The following is a 19,240-nucleotide window of genomic DNA, read 5'->3' on the forward strand; positions in this document are numbered from 1 at the left end:
CGAAGGCCGGTGCGGGACGAGCAATTTCCGGGCGACGGCGGAACGGGCCTGCCGTGCTGAACGCTTCTACTCGGCGGCGTCAATGCATGAAGCGTGCCCGGAGTGATGCGGCCGGCATGGCGTGCGCGGCATGCCCTGGAGCGTGGCGGCTGCGCGCAGCAATGTGCAGCGATGCAATGCGATGTCCTGTGCTGTGCGGCCGGGTACGCTGGCGCACCCCGCAGGCCGGGATTCCTCGTTCTGGTGCGGTGCTTCACCGCCGCGGGGCGTGCCGCGCGCTGCGCGTGCCGGCGCCGCACCATCGCCGCTGGCCCGCCGATTGCATGGGTATGCGGCGAGAGTAGAAGCGTTCAGTACGGCCGCCGGGCCCCTTCGCGGGGCAGGGCGGGCGGCGGGTCATTGCTCTTGAAGCCGGCGGCGGTCGTCCGCGGTGCGCGTGGCGAGGCCGCGCGCTCGGGGAGCACTGCCGCCTTCATCCACTTCAAGGGCCGCGCTGCACTGCGCCACCGGCGCGATCGTGCGCATTCCCGGCCCTTGCGTGCTGCAACGACGAGGAAACCACCATGACCCTTTCCATCCTTACCGGCGCGACCGCCCGCGCCGACGTCCAGGAAGAACTCTCCCGCGAGGCCCGCATGGGCGGCCTGGGCGAAGAGACCCGCGAGCGCGAAGTGCGCTGCATCGACATCTCGGACTTCGACCGCCGCAAGGAAGAGATCGCCGAACAGCTCTGGAGCGCCTCGGTCGACATCGGCTTCTTCCAGGTCTCGCACCACGGCATTCCGCTGGAGGACATCCACGCGGCCTTCGAGCGCGCCGAGGCCTTCTTCGCCCTGCCGCGCGACACCAAGGCGCAATGGCCGCTCGCGCGCAACGCGGGCTGGGAGCACAAGGCGCAGATCCGGCCGTCCACGCGCACGCCGGACCAGAAGGAGTCCTACCAGGTCACGCGCCCGCGCATGGGGGGCCTGTGGCCCACGGAGGAGGAACTGCCGGGCTTCCGCGCAGCGACGCTGGCCTTCGAGCGCCAGTGCTGGGAGGTGGGCATGCGCCTGCTCTCGTGCTTCGCCTGGAAGCTCGGCTTCGACGATGCGTTCTTCACGCGCGCGCACGATCCGTCCGTGCCGGCCTACCAGAGCACGCTGCGGATGCTGCATTACTTCGCGGTGGACCCGGCGCTCCAGGACGAGCTGGGCCTGTGGCGCGCGGGCGCGCACACGGATTTCGACTGCCTCACGCTGCTCTTCCAGCGCGCCGGGCAGGGCGGGCTGCAGGTGCTGCCGGGCAAGGAGATGGAAGGGCGCCGCTGGACGCCGGTGGATCCGGCCGAGGGCGTGATCACCTGCAACATCGGCGACATGCTCACGCGCTGGAGCGATGACGTGCTGCCGAGCAATTTCCACCGCGTGCGCAATCCGCTGCCGCACGAATACCAGGGTGCGCGCTACAGCCTCGCGTTCTTCTGCCAGGCCAACGAGGACGCGGTGATCGAAGGGCCGGCGGGCACGCATCCGCCCATCACCGCGGGCGAATACCTGCGCCAGCGCATCAGCGCGAATTTCTCCAACCGCTATTGAGGGGGTGGAGGGCGGTCCGGCCGCGCGCCGGGCCGGACCGGGCAGGGGGCATCGGAGCCCCCGAAGCGTCAGCGCGCGCCGGGACGTGCCGGCGGGCGGCCCGCACCGCGGCCTTCGATGTGCCGGAAGGTGAGCCGGCCCTTGTTGAGGTCGTAGGGCGAGAGTTCGAGCGACACGCGGTCGCCGGCGAGCACGCGGATGCGGTGCTTGCGCATCTTGCCGCCGGCATAGGCGATCAACTGGTGCCCGTTGTCGAGCGTCACGCGGAATCGGGAGTCGGGCAGCACTTCATCCACTTTGCCCTGCATTTCGATCAGATCTTCTTTGGACACGGAACTCCTTCGTTGGGAATGAAAAAACGGTCAGGCGGCCGCGCCCTGCAGCGCGATCTCGCGGCCCTGGTCCAGGGCATAGCGCTCGGCCAGCACGTCGCTGTCGAAGCGGGGAAGGAAGCGGAAGATGCGGTCGTGCATGCCTCTGCGGACGGAAACGGAAGCGGCGTAATGGCCCGTCTCGGTGCGCCGGGTGAGCGGCGTCACGAGAAAACGGCCCACCGCGAAAGCGGTCGGTGCGTGCATATCGGAAACAAAGTGACAACGGCGTGCCGTGGCACGCGCGAACAACAGGACGCCGGGAGAGCCCCGGGTGCGGCCGGCGGTGCGGCGGCGCGGAGCGCAAAGGTGGCGAACGGGTCGCCGGAGGGCAGCGCGGGCCGGGAGTCCGGAAACGGAGCGCGCTGGAGGAGGGGAGGGCTTGCCGGGGGCGGGAGCCGCTGTGCTGCGGGCTGCCGGGCGGTGGGGGAAGGGGCCGTGCGCTGGCACGTGCCGCAAGCCCCGGCGAGGCAAGCACATCGCGAGGGCCCATGAGTGTAGCGCATGCAGCGCTTTTCGGGTAGCGCGATTGCATTGTGTTGCGCGTCGGCACCGGCCATCGCGCTGGCACCGGGCCGTGCTAGCCTGCAGTGTGATTTCTCAACCGAAGGTACGTTGCATGGCCACCGCGTCCACTACCACCGCCCGCATGGGCGAACTGCGCGAGGCTCTGCCCCGCATCGACACGCTGCTGCGTGGCAACCGGGCGGGCGAGATCGGCGAGGACGTGATCGACGAACTCGTGCAGCATGCCTGGATGGAGTGGAACGGGGGCGCGTTGCGCCTCACGGCCACCGGCCAGAACATCTGCCGGCAGATGCAGGCCCGCTGAAGCCCGCCAGGGCCGGCACGGCCGGGCGCTGCCGCGCTCCAAGCGCTCCGGTGCGCCAGGCCCGGCGGCCCGGGCGTCAGCCGGCCGCTCCGCTGCCTGCCGCCGCGCCGGTCCACGGCGCGAGCCAGCCCAGGCCCGCGGAGGTGCCGCCCGCCACCGCGCCGCGCGCGGGGCGGTATTCGCAGCCGATCCAGCCCGCATAGCCCAGCGCGTCGATCAGCTGGAACAGGTAGGGGTAGTGCAGCTCGCCCACGTCGGGTTCGTGCCGCTCCGGAACCCCCGCGATCTGCAGGTGGCCCACGCGGCCCGTGGGCAGGTAGCGGCGCAGCTTCGTCGCCACGTCGCCTTCGGCGATCTGGCAGTGGTAGAGGTCCATCTGCACCTGGACCTGCACCGGTCCATCTCCATTCGCCGGGCCCGCGCCCTCCGCGATCTCCAGCGCCAGCGCGTGCGCGTCCTCCTGCCGCTGCAGGAAATAGCCCGGCATGTCGCGCCCGTTGATCGGCTCGATCAGCAGCGCGATGCCGTGGGGGGCCGCCAGCGCCGCGGCATGGCGCAGGTTGGCCGCATAGGTGGCGCGCAACGCGTCGGTCGCCACGCCCGCTGGCGCGATGCCCGCCATCACGTGGATGCGCCGGCAGCCCAGCACGCGGGCATAGGCGATGGCCTGCACGATGCCCTCGCGGAACTCGGCTTCGCGGCCCGGCAGGCAGGCGATGCCGCGCTCGCCGGCGTCCCAGTCGCCCGGCGGCGCATTGAAAAGCACCTGCTGCAGGCCGTAGCGCTGCAGCAGAGCGGCGAGGTGGCCTGCCTCGTGCGCGTAAGGAAACAGGAACTCCACGCCCCGGAACCCGTCGCGGGCAGCGGCGGCGAAGCGGTCGGTGAATTCGAGCTCCGGATAGAGCAGGGACAGGTTGGCGGCGAAGCGGGGCATGGCGGCGGGCGGAAGTGGGCCGCCATTGTGCCGCCCGCGCGCCTGCTGTTCAGAGCAGCTCACAGAGCCCAGCGAAGCGGTCCTGGCCAGGCGCCGAATCGCAGACAGTACGAGTAGTACGACAAGATGAGGCAACGACGCCAGAAGGGTTCTGTGAGCTGCTCCTACTGCTCGGCGTAGTGGTAGGTGAGCCCGCCATCCACGAAGTGCGTGCCGCCGGTGATGTAGCGCGCCTCGTCGCCGGCCAGGAACGCCACGAGGCCGGCCACGTCCTCCGGCTGGCCCAGGCGGCCCAGCGGGATCTGCGCGGTGAGCGCGCGCAGCTGCTCGGGGTTGTTCAGCAGCTGCGTGTTGATGGGCGTGGCGATCGCGCCCGGTGCGACGTTGTTGATGCGGATGCCCAGCGGCGCGAGTTCGGTCGCGAGGTTGCGCGTGAGCATGCGCAGCGCGCCCTTGCTCGCGCAGTACGAGGCGAAATGCGGGAACGCGATCTCCTCGTGCACCGAGCTGATGTTGACGACGACGCCGCGGCCGGGGGGAGCCCCTTCGCCCGACGGCTTCGCCTCGCCCGTGTGGTTCCCGCCCTGGCCGTGCGCGCGCACGTGCCGCACGAACGCCTGCGTGGCGAAGAACAGGCCCTTCACGTTGGTGTCCATGACGAGGTCGTAGTCCTCCTCGGTCACGTCCCAGAAATCGGCACGGCGCTCCACGCCGGCGTTGTTCACGAGGATGTCGAGCCCGCCGAGCGCCGTGGCGGCTTCCTGCACCAGCCGCGCGGCTTCCGCGGCACCGCCGCTGATGTCCGCTGCCACGTAAACCGCGCGGCGGCCCAGAGCGGCGATGCGATCGATGAGTTCCCGGGGTGCACCGTCGGGATCACGGCCGTTGAGCACCATGTCCGCGCCGTCCTGCGCGAAGCGGAGCGCGATCGCCGCGCCGATGCCCTGGGTGCTGCCGGTGACGAGGGCCTTGCGGCCGGCGAGGTGTCCATTCGCCATGGGATTGCCTTTCCTGGAAGAGCTGGAATGAGGCTTTCCACTGTAGAGATGGTGCCGGGCCCCCCGCGTAGTCCACCGCCCCATGGCAAGGCGAAAACGTGCCGCGACGTAGCGGCGCCCCGGCCATCCCGGCGAGGGCGGCCGCCGCCGTCAGTCTCCCTGCGATCCCCGCCGGGCCCAGCCCGTGGTGTGCTTCTCCAGCACGCTGAACAGCTCGTACATCACCATCGCCATCGCGCCCACCACCATCAGGCCCGCGAAGGCCAGGCCCATCTGCATCGACGAGCCCGCCGAGATCAGCAGGTAGCCGATGCCCTCGTTGGCGGCGGTCATCTCGCTCACCGTGGTGCCCACGAACGCCAGCGTGATGGCGACCTTGAGCGAGCCGTAGAAGTAGGGCATCGAGCGCGGCAGGCCGACCTTGGTGAGCACGTCCCAGCGCCTGGCGCCCAGCACGCGCAGCACGTCTTCCAGCTCGGGCTCCAGCGTGGCCAGGCCGGTGGCGATGTTCACCATGATCGGGAAGAAGCTGATCAGGAACGCCGTGAGGATGGCCGGCCCCGCACCGATGCCGAACCACACCACGAGGATCGGCACGAAGGCCGCCTTCGGCAGTGCGTTGAATGCGGTCATCAGCGGATAGACGGCCGCATAGGCGAGCCGCGAGGAACCGATCAGAAAGCCCAGCAGCACGCCCACCACGATGGCGATGCCGAAGCCCGCCATCGTCACCCAGAAGGTGCGCCAGGCATGGCCGGCGATCACCCACTTGAACTCCACCAGCTGGTTCCAGATGGCGAGCGGGCTGGGGAAGATGAATTCCGACACGCCCAGGCCCGAGCAGACGACCTGCCAGAGCACGATCACCGTGAACAGCAGGACCCAGGGCGACCAGCGCTCGACGCGTTTGCGGTGCTGTGCGTTCATTGCGTGATCTCCCCGCCGGACTTGCGCAGCGCGCCGATGTGGCCGCGCAGTTCCAGCACGACGTCCGTGAATTCCTTGGTGTAGGTGATCTCCAGCTCGCGCGGGCGCGGCAGGTCGATCTCGCGGCGCACGACGAAGCGGCCGGGGCTCTTGCTCATCACATAGACCGTGTCGGCCAGGAACACGCTCTCGCGCAGGTCGTGCGTGACGAGGATCACGTTGAACCGCTGCTCGGCCTGCAGGTCGCGCAGGATGCACCACAGCTCTTCGCGCGTGAAGGCGTCGAGCGCGCCGAAGGGCTCGTCGAGCAGCAGCATCTGCGGCTCGTGGATGAGCGCGCGGCAGATGCTCGCGCGCTGCTGCATGCCGCCCGAGAGCTGCCACGGGTACTTGTCCTCGTAGCCGCCGAGGCCCACCTTCTGCAGCAACGCGCGGGCGCGCGCCTCGTACTCCTTGCGGCGGGCCTTGAACTGCGAGCGGTGCGGCTCGACGATCTCCAGCGGCAGCAGCACGTTGTCGACCGTGGTGCGCCAGGGCAGCAGCGAAGGCGCCTGGAAGGCCATGCCCGAGATCTTCAGCGGCCCGGTCACCGGCTCGCCCGCGATGCGGATGCGGCCCATGGAGGGCATGCGCAGGCCGGTGGCCAGCTTCATGAAGGTGGATTTGCCGCAGCCCGAGGGGCCGACGATGGCGATGAACTCGCCGCGCCGCACCTGCAGGTCGATGGCCTCCACCGCGAAATGGTTGGCGCGCAGCAGCTCTTCGTTGTAGGCGAGCCAGACGTCGCGGAAATCCACGAAGTACGCATCGTCGGCCTGCGGGGGCGTGGGCATGGGGGCGGCCTTTCGGGTCACTTCTTCGGCAGGATGTTCAGCTCGGCCGCCGTCGGCAGGAAGCTGCCGTTCCACACGGTGGCCGGATCCACGCGCGTCTTGGTGCCGTAGGCGTCGGACACCTGCGAGGCCATCAGCGCGAGCCGCTGCGGCTTGGCCTGGCCGAAGCCTTCCGCGCGCGCGTCCGGGCTGTTGACCACGGTATCGATCGCCAGCTGCAGGCGTCGGGTCTCCAGCTGCGTGTTGACGATGCCGTCGCGCTCCTTCACGTAGGCGATGGCGGCGCCCGGGTTGGCGATGACTTCCTTCGCGCCGCGGGTGAACGCCTTCAGGAAGGCCCTCACCGCGTCCGGGTTCTCCTTGAGGATCTTCGGGCTCGCGATGATGGCGTTGCCGTAGAGCTTCACGCCGTAGTCCGCGTACGGCATCACGACCACGTCGGAAGCCTTGGCGCCGCGCGCCTCCAGGTTCAGCAGCGAGGTGAAGGTGAAGCCGGTGATGGCATCGACGTCGCCGCGCACCAGCATGGTCTCGCGCAGCGGCGGGTCCATCGCGGTCCACTGCACGCCGCCGATGCCGTTGGCCTTGGCGAAGATCGGGAAGCCGCGCCGGCCCGCGTCGAACACCGGCGCGCCGAGCTTCTTGCCGTTCAGGTCGGCGGGCTTGGCGATGCCGCTCTTCTTCAGCGCCATCACGGAGGCCGGCGTGTTGTTGTAGACCATCATCACCGCCACGGGCCGGTTCTGCGCGTCCGGGTTGTTTGCGTGGAATTCCATCAGCGCGGCCATGTCGGCGAAGCCGATGTCGTACGAGCCCGAGGCCACGCGCTGCACCGCGGCGCCCGAGCCGTTGCCGGCATCGACGGTGACGTTCAGGCCCGCCTCCTTGAAGTACCCCTTGGCCGCCGGCAGCAGGAAGAACGCCGCGGGCCCTTCGAAGCGCCAGTCGAGCTGGAACTTCACCGGCGTGGGCGCACCGGTTTGGGCCAGGGCGGCAGGCACCATCAGGCCGGAGGCGGCGAGCAGCAGGGCGGATTGCAGGAAGGAACGCTTGATCATGGGGTCTCCATTCGTGTCGATCGATACCGTGCGTATCAGCAAGATCGATGCCCGTCCTGCGCCGGGTGCGTGGCGCCGTGCGCCGGGGGTGCACCAGCTTGGTGCGGTGCCGGTGCCAGCCCCGCTCAGCGGTGTTCCCAGAAACCCTGGTGGGCGGCGACGAGCGCGTCGCGCAGTGCGGGGACCGGGCCGGTCACTTCCACGGCGCGCTGGCCCCGCGAGAACACCTCGCGGCAGGGCAGGTCGAGCGTGGGGTTCTCGGGGTGGCTGCCGGTGAGGGCGCGCAGCGCCGATTCCTCGGCGCCGTAGAGCACGCGCCCGATGCCGGCCCAGTAGATGGTGCCGGCGCACATGGCGCAGGGCTCGAAGGTGGTGACGAGGGTGCAGCCGCTCAGGACGTCGGCGGGCCACCGCGCCGCGGCCTCGCGCGCGAGCGTGGACTCGGCGTGGTTCACGGTGTCGATGTTGCCCTGCTCGGCGAGCACGGTGTCGCCATCGGGCGCGACCAGCAGCGCGCCGAACGGATGGCGGCCGGCGTCCATCGCGCGGCGCGCCACGGCGTCGGCCCGCAGCAGGTGGCGGGCGATGCGCTCCGGCGTGAGCGGGGCGGCGGGTAACGGTGGGGAGTGGGGTGCGGAGTTCTGCATGCGCTGGCGCACGCAAGCCGCGTACCTGGTGGCCGCCCGCCGCCCCGGGGTCGGGCGGCGGGCCGGGCGCAGGATCAGCGCTGCGCCTTGGCGGCGGCCGCGCCGGCGGCGGCCAGCGCCGTCATGTTGACCACGCGGCGCACCGTGGACGAGGGCGTGAGCACGTGGGCGGAGGCGGCCGCGCCCAGCAGGATCGGGCCGATGGTCGTGCCGTGGCTGCCGGTGATCTTGAGCACGTTGAACAGGATGTTCGCCGCGTCGAGGTTCGGGCAGATCAGCACGTTGGCCGAGCCGGTGAGCGTGCTGTCCTCCAGCGCGTTCTGGCGGATCGTCTCGGACAGGGCGGCATCGCCGTGCAGCTCGCCGTCGCTCTCGATGTGGGGCGCCGCCTTCGCGAACAGGTCGCGCGCCGCGCGCATCTTGCGTGCCGAGGGCCGCGTGGACGAGCCGTAGTTGGAGTGCGAGAGGAACGCCACCTTGGGCGGCAGGCCGAAGCGCTGCACTTCCTCGGCCGCCATCTGCGCGATGTGCGCGAGCTGCTCGGCGCTCGGGTCCTCGTGGATGTAGGTGTCGGCGATGAACAGCGTGTGCTGCTCCAGCGTCAGGGCGTTCACCGTGGCGAGGCCGGCGGCGCCGTCCTTCAGGCCGATCACCGCGCGCACGTGCTCCAGGTGGTGGTCGAAGCGGCCGACCAGCCCGCACAGCAGCGCGTCCGCGTCGCCCAGGTGCACCATCAGCGCGCCGATGAGCGTATTGGAGCGGCGCACCGCGGCCTTGGCGGCCTCGGGCGTGATGCCGTCGCGGCCCATCAGGCGGTGGTAGGCCTCCCAGTACTGGCGGAAGCGCGGATCGTCCTCGGGGTCGCAGACCTCCACGTCCTTGCCGAGCTGGATGCGCAGGCCGGCCTTCTTGATGCGCACCTCGATCACGGCCGGGCGGCCGATCAGGATGGGCCGGGCCAGGCCGTCGTCCACCGCCACCTGGGCGGCGCGCAGCACGCGCTCGTCCTCGCCCTCGGCATAGGCCACGCGCTGCTGCGCGGCCTTGGCGGCGGCGAACACCGGGCGCATGAACATGCTGGTCTGGTAGACGAAGCGCGTCAGGCTCTCGCGGTAGGCGTCGTAGTCCTGGATGGGGCGCGTGGCCACGCCGGAGGCCTCGGCGGCCCGGGCCACGGCGGGGGCGATGCGCAGGATCAGCCGCACGTCGAACGGCGTGGGGATGAGGTAGTCGGGGCCGAAGGAGAGTTCCTTGCCCGCGTAGGCGGCGGCCACCTCGTCGCTCATCTCGGCCTTGGCGAGGTCGGCGATCTCGCGCACGCAGGCGAGCTTCATCGCCTCGGTGATCTTCGTGGCGCCGCAATCGAGCGCGCCGCGGAAGATGTAGGGGAAGCACAGCACGTTGTTCACCTGGTTCGGATAGTCCGAACGGCCGGTGGCGATGATGCAGTCGGGGCGGATGGCCTTGGCGAGTTCCGGGCGGATCTCGGGCTCGGGGTTGGCCAGCGCCAGGATGATCGGCTTGTCGGCCATGGTCTTCACCATGTCGGCCGTGAGCACGCCGGGGGCCGAGCAGCCCAGGAACACGTCGGCGCCGTTCACCACGTCGGCCAGGGTGCGCGCCTCGGTCTTCTGGGCGTAGCGGGCCTTGGATTCGTCCAGCGGGCCGCGGCCGTCGTAGATCACGCCCTTGGAGTCCACCACGTAGATGTTCTCGCGCTTCACGCCCAGGCCGACCATCACGTCCAGGCAGGCGATGGCGGCGGCGCCGGCGCCGGACACGGCCACCTTCACGGCGCCGATGTCCTTGCCGACCAGCTCCAGGCCGTTGAGCAGCGCGGCGCTGGAGATGATGGCCGTGCCGTGCTGGTCGTCATGGAACACCGGGATGTTCATGCGCTTGGAGAGCTCGCGCTCGATGTAGAAGCACTCGGGCGCCTTGATGTCCTCGAGGTTGATGCCGCCGAGCGTGGGCTCCAGGCTGGCGATGATCTCTACGAGCTTGTCCGGATCGCGCTCGGCCAGTTCGATGTCGAACACGTCGACGCCGGCGAACTTCTTGAACAGGCAGCCCTTGCCCTCCATCACCGGCTTGCCGGCCAGCGGGCCGATGTCGCCCAGGCCCAGCACGGCGGTGCCGTTGGTGATCACGCCCACGAGGTTGCCGCGCGAGGTGTATTCGGCGGCGAGCGACGGATCGGCCTGGATGTCCAGGCACGGATAGGCCACGCCGGGCGAATAGGCCAGCGACAGGTCGCGCTGGTTCGACAGCGGCTTGGTCGGCGTGACGGAGATCTTGCCGCGGCCGGGGTTGCGGTGGTATTCGAGCGCGGCTTCGCGCAGGGCCGCTTCCGCGGCGGAGAGGGGCTGGGTCATACGGGTTTTCCGGAAAAGGGGCGCAATTGCAGTGCCAGTCGAAGCTTAACCGCCGTGCCCGCGGAAAGCAGCCTCTGCCCATGCCATGTGTGCATGGGGACGAACGCCCCGCGCCGGGTGCGGAGCGGGGTGGGTGCGGGCGGGGCCGGGCTCAGTGCGCGTCGGCCTGCCGGGCGGCGTCCACGGCCGCGGAGGTGTCGCGGCTGGCGCCATTGAAGAAAACGTTCAGGAGCACGGCAGTGATCGAGGCCAGCAGAATACCGGATTCGATCAGCGGATGGATGGCGTGCGGCATCCACTGGCGGAAGTTGGGCGCCACCAGCGGCACCATGCCCACGCCGATGGAGACGGCCACGATTATCGCGTTGAAGCGGTTGGTCTTGAAATCCACCGCCCCCAGGATGCGGATGCCGGTGGCCGCCACCATGCCGAACATCACCAGCCCCGCGCCGCCCAGCACCACGGTGGGCAGGGATTCGACCAGCGCCGCCATCTTCGGCAGCAGCCCCAGCAGGACCAGGATGAGTCCGCCCGCCACGCAGACGAAGCGGCTCCTGACGCCCGTCACGGCCACCAGGCCCACGTTCTGCGAGAAGCTCGTGTAGGGAAAGGTGTTGAAGATGCCTCCGATGAGCGTGCCCAGGCCGTCGGTGCGCAGCCCGCGCGTGAGGGCCGCCTGGTCCACCTTGCGGCCGGTCATCTCGCCCAGCGCGAGGAACATGCCGGTGGATTCGATCATCACCACCACCATCACCAGCGTCATGGTGAGGATCAGCACCGGGTCGAAGATCGGCAGCGCGATCTCGAAGGGCAGCACCAGGTCGAACCACTGCGCCTTGGCCACCTTGTCGAAGTTCATCAGGCCCAGCGCCGTGGCGGCCACGCCGCCGATGCAGATGCCGAGCAGCACCGAGATGTTGGCGACGAAGCCGCGCGCGAACTTGGCGATCAGCAGGATAGAGAGCAGCACCAGGGCCGAGACGCCCACGCCCGTCAGGTCCCCGTAGCGCGGGTTGGGCACCGTGGGCACCACGGCGAGGCCCTTCGGGATCGGCGGCAGCGACGAGCCCGGCGCGCCGGCCGCGGCCTGCGCCTCGGCCAGCCATTTGACGTGGTCGGGGTTCACCACCGTGGGCGCCGTGGGGCCCGCCGGGTTGCCGAAGATCCAGTTGATGCCCACGCGCATCAGGCTGATGCCGATCACCGCGATGATCGTGCCCGTGACCACGGGCGGGAAGAAGCGCAGCATGCGGCTGACGAGCGGTGCGATCAGGATCGAGACCACGCCCGCGCCGATCACCGAACCGAAGATCAGCCCCGCGCCGGCCGGCCCGGCGGTCGTCTGCGCCATCGACACCATGGGCGCGACGGCCGCGAAGGTCACGCCCATCATCACCGGCAGCTGCACGCCGAACCAGCGCGTGGCGCCCAGCGCCTGGATCAGCGTGACCAGGCCGCAGCAGAACAGGTCCGCCGAGATGAGCTTGGCCACCAGATCGGGGGTGAGGTTGAGCGCGCGGCCGATGATGAGCGGCACCGCCACCGCGCCCGCGTACATCACCAGCACGTGCTGCAGGCCCAGGGCGGTGAGCTGGCCCGCGGGCAGGCGCTGGTCTACCGGATGGAGGTCGGACGGGCTGGAGGGCATGGCGGGAATCCCGGGCAGGGCGAAGTTGCACACATCGATGTATGGAAAAAATGTATGCAATTTGGGTGCCCACCGCACGCAGGAAAACCCGCGCGCCCATGCACCGCCGCGGTGCGCGGCACCGGCACGGGCGTGGTGCGTCAGGCCAGCAGGGCCTTGACGAGGTCGAGCTGCCGGTCGGCGCGCTCGCTGTCGAGCTCCAGGCTGGATTCGATGCGGTTCAGGTGGTCCACCATGCAGGCGACGGCGGCCTCGGCGTCGCCGCTGCGGCACACGCGCAGGAACGCGGCGTGCTCGCCGGACGAGCAGTGCGGATCGTTCGACGAGTGGTAGAGCATGGCGATCAGCGAACTGCGCGCCACCATCTCCTGGACCAGCTGCGCCAGCGTGCGGTTGCCCGCGGCCTCGGCGAGCGCGACGTGGAAGTCGCCCAGCAGCTTCTCCTGCACGCGGCCGGTGGCGGAGTTCAGCGTGGTGCGCTCGAAGCGGATGTGCTGCTCCAGCAGCTGGTATTCGGCGCGGCCCGCCTGCGCCACGAAGAGCCGCACCACTTCGCTCTCGAGGATGCGGCGCACGGCGAACACCTCGCGCGCCTCCTGCACGCTCGGGCGGCTCACGAACGAGCCCTTGTCGGGAATGGTCTCGATCAGCCGGTCCTTGGCGAGCATCACCAGGGCGGCCCGCACCTTCGTGCGGCTCACGGAATAGATGCGCCCCAGCGCCTCCTCGCGCAGCCAGGTGCCCGGCGGCAGGCGCTTCTCGACGATGGCCGTCGCCAGGTCGCGCGCGATGCCTTCGATGGAAACCTGGGCCGCTTCGGGAGCGGCGGCATCGGGGGTGCCGGCGGGTGCGGAGTCGGTCTTGGGGGAGGGGCGGGGCTTGGGAGCAGGGGCGGCGCGTGGCATGGCTGGGATTGTCGCTTCCTGCCGCCGCGCCGCTATCAGGCCCTCTTGAGCGCAGCGGGTGCGGCCTCCGGGGCGGCCGATGACGCCGCAGATGCCGCAGGCGCAGCGGAAGCCGTGGGCACGGCAGCCAGCGTGAATCCCGACAGCGCCCCGGCCATCGCCTTGGGCAGCGGCCGCGCCAGCTCGCCGTGCTTGCTCGTGGCGAGCCGCAGCGTCACCAGCGATTCGACCAGCGTGGTGGCGGCCGCCACGCCGTCGATCACCGGCACGCCCAGCACCTGGCCGATGTGCTCGCACAGGTCGGCCATGCCGGCGCAGCCCAGCACGATGGCGTCGCAGCCGTCCTCGGCCAGCGCGCGGCGGCACTCGTCGATGATGCGTTCGCGCGCGTTGGAGCCCGGCACCTCCAGCTCCAGCACGGGCAGTTCGCAGGCCCGCACGTTGGCGCAGAAGCGCTCCATGCCGTAGATCTCGGCGAGGTGCCAGGCCTGGCCCATGGTGCGGCCGAGGGTGGTGACCACGGAGAAGCGCGTGCCCACCATGCTCGCCAGGTGCATGGCGGCCTCGGCGATGCCGATCACCGGCCCCCGCGCCAGTTCCCGCGCGGCCTTCAGGCCCGGATCGCCGAAACAGGCGATCACGTAGCCGTCCACGCCGGCCGCCTCGCCGCGGGCGATCTCCTGCAGCAGGCCCGGCACGGCCAGTGCCTCGTCGTAGTGGCTCTCGATGGAGGCCGGGCCCATGGCGGGGCTCACGGCGATGACCTCGGTGCCCGGCCGCGCCACGGCGCGCGCGCAGGCCCCGATCTTCTCGGTCATGCTCCAGGTGGTGTTGGGGTTGATGATCTGGATGCGCACGTCGGTCAGTTCTTTCGGTTCAATGCGAGGTAGAAGATGAAGCCCAGGCCCATGCCCATGAACCAGGCGTAGCTCGCCGCGCCGCGCCACGACGGCACGATCACGCAGAGGATGGGGATCAGGGCGGCGGGGACCAGAGCGCCCACGGCGCGCGGGTTGTAGCCGCCGCTGTACCAGTACGCGCCGCGCGGCTCCATGGTGTAGAGCTCGTCCACCAGCACCTTCTGGCGGCGCACGAAGTAGTAGTCGGCGATCAGGATGCCGAACAGCGGGCCGATGAAGGAGCCCAGCACGTCCAGCGTGTAGTGGATGACCTGCGGGTTGTTGTAGAGGTTCCACGGCGTGATGAAGATCGAGCCGACGGCGGCGATCATGCCGCCCGTGCGCCAGCTGATGTGCTGCGGCGCCACGTTGGAGAAGTCGAACGCCGGCGACACGAAGTTCGCCACGATGTTGATGCCGATGGTGGCGATCATGAAGGTGAGCGCGCCCAGCACCACGGCGGTGGTCGAGTCGATGCGGCCCACGGTGTGCACCGGGTCGGTGATGAGTTCGCCGAACACGGGCAGCGTGGCGGCCGTGGTCACCACGGTGAGCAGCGAGAAGAACACGAAGTTGACCGGCAGGCCCCAGAAGTTGCCCTTCTTCACCGCGTCGAAGCTCTTGCCGTAACGGGAGAAGTCGCCGAAATTCAGCATCGGTCCGCTGAAGTAGCTCACCACCAGCGCGATGGCCGAGAGCATCACCGGCACCGCGTCCCAGCCCTGGAAGCGCACGCCGCCCAGGTTCAGGTCGATGTTCTTCCAGCCGGCCTTCCAGACCAGCCAGCCGCACAGGATGGCCATCACCACGTACACGCCCGGGCCGGCCCAGTCGATGAAGCGGCGGATGGCTTCCATGCCGTGCCAGAACACCAGTGCCTGCAGCACCCACATGACCATGAACGACACCCAGCCCAGCGTCGAGAGGCCCGCGAATCCGTGCTGCGCGACGTCGGCGTAAGCGTCCAGCGAGGGGTAGAAGTGCAGCGCCAGGATCATGAAGGCGCTGGAAGCCAGATAGGTCTGGATGCCGTACCACGCCACCGCGATCAGGCCGCGGATGATGGCGGGGATGTTGGCGCCCAGCACGCCGAAGGAGGCGCGGCAGATCACGGGGTAGGGCGTGCCGGTCACCTGGCTGGGCTTGGCCACCAGGTTGCAGAAGAACTGCACGATCACGATGCCGATCAAGAGCGCCGCCAGCACGTGCCAGCTGGAGAGTCCCAGCGCGAACAGGCTGCCGGCGGTGACGTAGCCGCCCACGCTGTGCACGTCCGACATCCAGAACGCGAAGATGTTGTACTGGCCCCAGGTCTGGTTCTTGAGCGGTGCCAGGTCTTCGTTGGTCAGGCGCGGGTCGTAGCCCGGCTTGATCAGGGCATTGCCCGCGTGGGGCGATGCGCCGGACGACGCCGCGGGCGCCGTGGCGATGGGCGGCGGCTCCGAGCCGGCAGCGCTGACGGGGTGGGTGGCGGACTGCATGGTGTTCTCCTCGTGGCGGGGTTCGGGCCGGCGGTGCCTGCGTCTGCAAGCGATGCATCCATGTTTGTATACAAAAAAAGGATGCAAAAAAAGGCCCATTCATGGTGCGTGGCCTGGGGCTTACCCGGATGCCGGCAGCGGTGTATGCAAGATGCGTGCGCACGCCGCGGGTGTGCGTACGGCTGCGGTGCGGGTGCGCATCCAGGTGCGGATACGGGGCCCGAAGCGCGCCACGGAGGGGAGTGCAGGAAGCCGGGGAGGCGCTGCGGCTGCACGCGGATGGTGCAGGAGCGGCCGCCGCGCTGGCGCACGGGGGGGGTGCGCTGCGGGCGGAGGGAGAGGCGTGAAAAAGGGGAGGGCGCGGCCGCGCAGTGCGGCCCCGCGCCCCCGGGTCAGCGCGGCAGCGCCACCAGATGGCCCGCCGGCGCGGAACCGCCGTGCGCCGCGTCGTCGAGCGTGAAGCCCGCCACGGTGCGCGAGAGGTGGTGGGCCTGGTCGTTGAGCACGCCGGAGGCCGCCGTCGATTCCTCGACCAGCGCGGCGTTCTGCTGCGTGGCGCGGTCCATCTCGGCCACGGCCTGGTTGATCTGGCCGATGCCCGCGCTCTGCTCGGCCATCGAGCCGTTGATCTCGCCGATGATCTGGGTGACGCGCTGGATGCCGTCCACGATCTCGCCCATCGTCTCGCCCGCGGCGCGCACGCGCTGGGTGCCCGTGACCACGCTCGCTCCCGAGGCGTCGATCAGGGTCTTGATCTCCTTGGCCGCTTCGGCGCTGCGCTGCGCGAGGCTGCGCACCTCGCCGGCCACCACCGCGAAGCCGCGGCCCTGCTCGCCCGCGCGGGCCGCCTCCACCGCGGCGTTCAGCGCCAGGATGTTGGTCTGGAAGGCGATGGAATCGATCACCCCGATGATCTCGCCGATCTTCGACGATGCGCCGGAGATCTCGTCCATGGTGCTCACCGCGCTGGCCACCACCTCGCCGCCCTTCAGGGCCGAGGCGCTCGCCGCATTGGCCAGGCGCGTGGCCTGGGCCGCGGCGTCGGCCGATTGCTTGACGGTCACGGTGAGCTGCGACAGCGAGGCCGAGGTCTCCTGCAGCGCACTGGCCGAACCTTCGGTGCGGTTGGAAAGGTCCTGGTTGCCGGCGCGGATCTCGTCGGTGGCGGTCTTCATCGACTCCACGCCGTGGCGCACGTCCTTGAGCACGGTGCCGATCTGCTCCACGAAAGCGTTGAACGAGGACGCGATCTGCGCCACCTCGTCGCGGCCCGAGACGGGCAGGCGCTGGGTCAGGTCGCCGCCGCCGGAGCCGATGCGGTCCATCGCGTCGCGCACCTGCGACAGGCGGCGGAAGGACGTGGCCGTGAGCAGCGCCGCGACACCGGCCGCGGCCAGCGCCAGCAGCACGATCGCGATGGCCAGGGTGTGCAGCACGCTGCGCAGGCCGGCCGTGGCCTCCGCCTTGTCCAGCGCGACGACGAGCGTCCAGTCCGTGCCCTGCACGGGGCGGCCCTTCAGCAGCTTGGCGGCGCCGCCCATCTCCACCTCGACCGGCTTGTCGGCCGTGGCGAGCGACGCCATGGTGGCGGGGGTGAGCAGCGGGGAGATCTCGGTGACGGGCTTGAGCGCCAGCTTGGCATCGGCATGGGCCAGCACCTGCCCGTCGCTGTTCACCACGAACCCGAAGCTGCCCGGCGTGGGCCGGATGGCGGAGACCACGTCGCGCACGCCGTCGAGCGGAACCGCACCGCTCAGCACGCCCTCGAGCTTGCCGGCGCGCAGCATGGGCGCCACGAACGCCACGTAGGGCACACCGGTGGTGGAGTCGCCGTAGGGCTTGGTGACGGCCAGCTTGCCGGCCTGCACCGCGGTCTTGTACCAGGGCCGCGCGGTGGGGTCGTAGCCCGCCGGGGTGGTGGTGGTGGAGAAGAAGGTCTTGTCCTCCCAGCCCACGGTGGTGATCGGGAAGCCGTTGGCCTTGCCCATCAGGGCCACGTAGCGCTGCGGATCGCCCATCTCCACGGCCGCGGCGGTCGCCTCCACGGCCCGGGCCTTGGCGGCGACCCACTGGTCGACGGCCATGGCATTGCCCGCCGTCACCGCATTCAGGTCCTGCTCGATGGTCTCGAAGGTGCTGGAGCGGGTGATGCTGTACGTGGCGGCCCCGGTGACCGCCAGGGCGCATACCATGGTGGCGGTGCTGATGAAGAGAATTTTGGAGCGCAGTGTAGGGAGCATGTCAAACCTTCTTGCAAAGAAGCGTTTGGATTACACCCCAGTATGTTTCTTTCGTTTACGCAAATATCCAAAGTGTTGCGTACGTGCCGCTCGGCAGTAAGCAGTTTGCAGGCAACGGGCTCATGTCAGCGGAGGGACATCCTTGCCGTCGAGCACGGCATGCGCGCGGCTGCGGTCGATGTCCCCCTCCCATGCGGCGATCGCCACCGTGGCCACGCAGTTGCCCACGAGGTTGCCCAGCGCCCGCGCGATGCCCATGAACCAGTCCACCGACAGCACCAGCACCAGGCCGATCGCGGGAATGGCCGGGATGGCGTGCAGCGTGGCCGCCAGCACCACGATGGCCGACCCCGGCACGCCGTGCGCACCCTTGGAGGTCACGAGCGAGATCGCGAGGATGGTCAGCAGGTCGGCCATGCTGATCGGCGTGTTGGTCGCCTGCGCGATGAACACGGCCGCGAGCGTGATGTAGATCGAGAAGGCGTCCAGGTTGAACGAGTAGCCGGTGGGGATCACCAGGCCCACGGTGGAGTCGCGCACGCCCATGTGCTTGAGCTTGGCCATGATCTGCGGCAGCACGCTGTCGGACGAGGTGGTGGCGAACACCACGGCCAGTTCCTCGCGCAGGTAGCGCAGCAGCTTGAACAGGCTGAAGCCCGAGAAGCGCATGATGAGACCGAGCACCACCACCACGAACAGCGCCACGGCCAGGTAGAACAGCCCCACCAGCATGCCGAGCTGCTTGAGCGAGCCGACCCCGTACTTGCCCACGGTGAAGGCGATGGCGCCCAGCACGCCGAGGGGCGCGAGCTGGATGATGAGGCCCATGGCGCGGAACAGCACCACCGAGAAATCCTCGATGAGCCCCGCCACGCGGGCCCCGCGCTCGCCCACCAGCGCCAGCGCGCAGCCGAAGATGATCGAGAACAGCAGCACCTGCAGCACGTCGCCCGAAGAGAAGGCGCTCACGGCCGTGGTGGGAATGAGCTTGAGGGCGAAATCGCTGAAGCCGCCGCCCGAGAGCTTGTTCGCGTTGTCGGTGTAGGCGCTCAGCGCCGAGGCGTCCAGCCCGCGCGGGTCCACGTTCATGCCCACGCCGGGCTCGAACACGAACGCCAGCACCAGGCCGAGCGCCAGCGCGACGGTGGTGACCACCTCGAAGTAGATCAGCGACTTGATGCCCACCCGGCCCACCCGCTTCAGATCGCCCGTGCCGGCGATGCCGTGCACCACCACGCAGAACACCACCAGCGGGATCAGCATCTTGATGAGCTTGATGAAGCCGTCGCCCAGCGGCTTGAGCTGCACCGCCCAGTGCGGCGCGAACAGGCCCAGCAGAACGCCAGCCACGAGCGCAAGGACCACGCGGCCGAAAAGGGTGCGGAAGAGAAAGTGCATGAGGGTTCCTGGAAGGGGCGCATCGTCAACTTGTGCGCCGAACTTGCATACAAAAAATGTAGACAGGAAACGGTCGAGCCCGCTGGGGGTAATCCCGGGTTGCGTGTCGCGCGGGCG

General features: G+C 69.7%; 17 protein-coding genes. 2 read left to right on the forward strand and 15 right to left on the reverse strand.

Going from position 1 to position 19,240, the window contains the following annotated elements; translation table 11 throughout:
* Positions 1-563: 563 nt before the first annotated feature.
* Positions 564-1,577, forward strand: a complete 1,014-nt coding sequence (locus Q9R47_RS15585) for a 2OG-Fe(II) oxygenase family protein (protein WP_311234111.1) — start codon at positions 564-566, stop codon at positions 1,575-1,577.
* A 68-nt stretch (positions 1,578-1,645) separates the two neighbouring features.
* Here the strand turns inward: Q9R47_RS15585 and infA are convergent, their stop codons facing one another.
* Entirely contained in the window at positions 1,646-1,909 is a 264-nt protein-coding gene (gene infA / locus Q9R47_RS15590; protein WP_201520229.1) for a translation initiation factor IF-1, read from the reverse strand.
* Positions 1,910-1,939: 30 nt separating this feature from the next.
* Positions 1,940-2,155, reverse strand: coding sequence for a hypothetical protein (locus Q9R47_RS15595; protein ID WP_159502644.1), 216 nt, complete (start codon positions 2,153-2,155; stop codon positions 1,940-1,942).
* Positions 2,156-2,567: 412 nt separating this feature from the next.
* Here Q9R47_RS15595 and Q9R47_RS15600 point away from each other — a divergent pair, with 412 nt between their 5' ends.
* Positions 2,568-2,780 (forward strand): hypothetical protein, encoded by a 213-nt coding sequence (locus Q9R47_RS15600; protein ID WP_311234112.1) that lies wholly within the window; start codon positions 2,568-2,570, stop codon positions 2,778-2,780.
* 76 nt (positions 2,781-2,856) lie between these two features.
* On the opposite strand, the gene otnI is transcribed toward Q9R47_RS15600, so the two are convergent.
* The 13 genes from otnI to Q9R47_RS15665 form a co-directional block, all read right to left on the reverse strand.
* Complete coding sequence (gene otnI / locus Q9R47_RS15605; protein WP_311234113.1) at positions 2,857-3,714, reverse strand: 2-oxo-tetronate isomerase; 858 nt, start codon at positions 3,712-3,714, stop codon at positions 2,857-2,859.
* A gap of 164 nt (positions 3,715-3,878) precedes the next feature.
* Complete coding sequence (locus Q9R47_RS15610; RefSeq protein WP_311234114.1) at positions 3,879-4,712, reverse strand: glucose 1-dehydrogenase; 834 nt, start codon at positions 4,710-4,712, stop codon at positions 3,879-3,881.
* Between the two features lie 150 nt (positions 4,713-4,862).
* Positions 4,863-5,639 carry an ABC transporter permease gene (locus Q9R47_RS15615; RefSeq protein WP_311234115.1) on the reverse strand — a complete coding sequence of 259 codons (777 nt, stop codon included), beginning with the start codon at positions 5,637-5,639 and terminating at the stop codon, positions 4,863-4,865.
* Positions 5,636-6,472 (reverse strand): ABC transporter ATP-binding protein, encoded by an 837-nt coding sequence (locus tag Q9R47_RS15620; RefSeq protein ID WP_311234116.1) that lies wholly within the window; start codon positions 6,470-6,472, stop codon positions 5,636-5,638. Before Q9R47_RS15620 ends, Q9R47_RS15615 begins: the two co-directional genes overlap by 4 nt.
* A 17-nt stretch (positions 6,473-6,489) precedes the next feature.
* A complete protein-coding gene (locus tag Q9R47_RS15625; RefSeq protein ID WP_311234117.1) occupies positions 6,490-7,530 on the reverse strand; it encodes an ABC transporter substrate-binding protein in 1,041 nt (346 codons plus the stop codon).
* A 125-nt stretch (positions 7,531-7,655) separates the two neighbouring features.
* The gene (locus Q9R47_RS15630; RefSeq protein ID WP_311234118.1) at positions 7,656-8,177 is read right to left on the reverse strand and encodes a nucleoside deaminase; all 522 of its coding nucleotides are present in this window, start codon (positions 8,175-8,177) and stop codon (positions 7,656-7,658) included.
* Between the two features lie 74 nt (positions 8,178-8,251).
* Positions 8,252-10,552 carry an NADP-dependent malic enzyme gene (locus Q9R47_RS15635; RefSeq protein ID WP_311234119.1) on the reverse strand — a complete coding sequence of 767 codons (2,301 nt, stop codon included), beginning with the start codon at positions 10,550-10,552 and terminating at the stop codon, positions 8,252-8,254.
* Between the two features lie 151 nt (positions 10,553-10,703).
* The gene (locus Q9R47_RS15640) at positions 10,704-12,200 is read right to left on the reverse strand and encodes a nucleobase:cation symporter-2 family protein (RefSeq protein WP_311234120.1); all 1,497 of its coding nucleotides are present in this window, start codon (positions 12,198-12,200) and stop codon (positions 10,704-10,706) included.
* 140 nt (positions 12,201-12,340) lie between these two features.
* Positions 12,341-13,105 (reverse strand): GntR family transcriptional regulator, encoded by a 765-nt coding sequence (locus Q9R47_RS15645; RefSeq protein ID WP_311234121.1) that lies wholly within the window; start codon positions 13,103-13,105, stop codon positions 12,341-12,343.
* 35 nt (positions 13,106-13,140) lie between these two features.
* Positions 13,141-13,962 carry an aspartate/glutamate racemase family protein gene (locus Q9R47_RS15650; RefSeq protein WP_311234122.1) on the reverse strand — a complete coding sequence of 274 codons (822 nt, stop codon included), beginning with the start codon at positions 13,960-13,962 and terminating at the stop codon, positions 13,141-13,143.
* Positions 13,963-13,967: 5 nt separating this feature from the next.
* Positions 13,968-15,485, reverse strand: a complete 1,518-nt coding sequence (locus Q9R47_RS15655) for an NCS1 family nucleobase:cation symporter-1 (protein ID WP_311234123.1) — start codon at positions 15,483-15,485, stop codon at positions 13,968-13,970.
* A gap of 392 nt (positions 15,486-15,877) precedes the next feature.
* A complete protein-coding gene (locus Q9R47_RS15660; protein WP_311234124.1) occupies positions 15,878-17,725 on the reverse strand; it encodes a methyl-accepting chemotaxis protein in 1,848 nt (615 codons plus the stop codon).
* A 120-nt stretch (positions 17,726-17,845) separates the two neighbouring features.
* Entirely contained in the window at positions 17,846-19,123 is a 1,278-nt protein-coding gene (locus Q9R47_RS15665) for a C4-dicarboxylate transporter DctA (protein WP_311234125.1), read from the reverse strand.
* Positions 19,124-19,240 lie beyond the last annotated feature (117 nt).

This window comes from Acidovorax sp. PRC11 (assembly GCF_031844105.1).
Lineage (GTDB): Bacteria > Pseudomonadota > Gammaproteobacteria > Burkholderiales > Burkholderiaceae_C > Paracidovorax.

Bases quoted from the DNA above. Each gene is read 5' to 3' on its own strand.
- Q9R47_RS15600 (WP_311234112.1), top strand. From the start codon at position 2,568: ATGGCCACCGCGTCCACTACCACCGCCCGCATGGGCGAACTGCGCGAG.
- Q9R47_RS15655 (WP_311234123.1), bottom strand. From the start codon at position 15,485: ATGCAGTCCGCCACCCACCCCGTCAGCGCTGCCGGCTCGGAGCCGCCG.
- Q9R47_RS15625 (WP_311234117.1), bottom strand. From the start codon at position 7,530: ATGATCAAGCGTTCCTTCCTGCAATCCGCCCTGCTGCTCGCCGCCTCC.
- Q9R47_RS15615 (WP_311234115.1), bottom strand. From the start codon at position 5,639: ATGAACGCACAGCACCGCAAACGCGTCGAGCGCTGGTCGCCCTGGGTC.
- Q9R47_RS15620 (WP_311234116.1), bottom strand. From the start codon at position 6,472: ATGCCCACGCCCCCGCAGGCCGACGATGCGTACTTCGTGGATTTCCGC.
- Q9R47_RS15595 (WP_159502644.1), bottom strand. From the start codon at position 2,155: ATGCACGCACCGACCGCTTTCGCGGTGGGCCGTTTTCTCGTGACGCCG.
- Q9R47_RS15585 (WP_311234111.1), top strand. From the start codon at position 564: ATGACCCTTTCCATCCTTACCGGCGCGACCGCCCGCGCCGACGTCCAG.
- Q9R47_RS15645 (WP_311234121.1), bottom strand. From the start codon at position 13,105: ATGCCACGCGCCGCCCCTGCTCCCAAGCCCCGCCCCTCCCCCAAGACC.
- Q9R47_RS15610 (WP_311234114.1), bottom strand. From the start codon at position 4,712: ATGGCGAATGGACACCTCGCCGGCCGCAAGGCCCTCGTCACCGGCAGC.
- Q9R47_RS15630 (WP_311234118.1), bottom strand. From the start codon at position 8,177: ATGCAGAACTCCGCACCCCACTCCCCACCGTTACCCGCCGCCCCGCTC.
- Q9R47_RS15640 (WP_311234120.1), bottom strand. From the start codon at position 12,200: ATGCCCTCCAGCCCGTCCGACCTCCATCCGGTAGACCAGCGCCTGCCC.
- otnI (WP_311234113.1), bottom strand. From the start codon at position 3,714: ATGCCCCGCTTCGCCGCCAACCTGTCCCTGCTCTATCCGGAGCTCGAA.
- Q9R47_RS15665 (WP_311234125.1), bottom strand. From the start codon at position 19,123: ATGCACTTTCTCTTCCGCACCCTTTTCGGCCGCGTGGTCCTTGCGCTC.
- Q9R47_RS15635 (WP_311234119.1), bottom strand. From the start codon at position 10,552: ATGACCCAGCCCCTCTCCGCCGCGGAAGCGGCCCTGCGCGAAGCCGCG.
- Q9R47_RS15660 (WP_311234124.1), bottom strand. From the start codon at position 17,725: ATGCTCCCTACACTGCGCTCCAAAATTCTCTTCATCAGCACCGCCACC.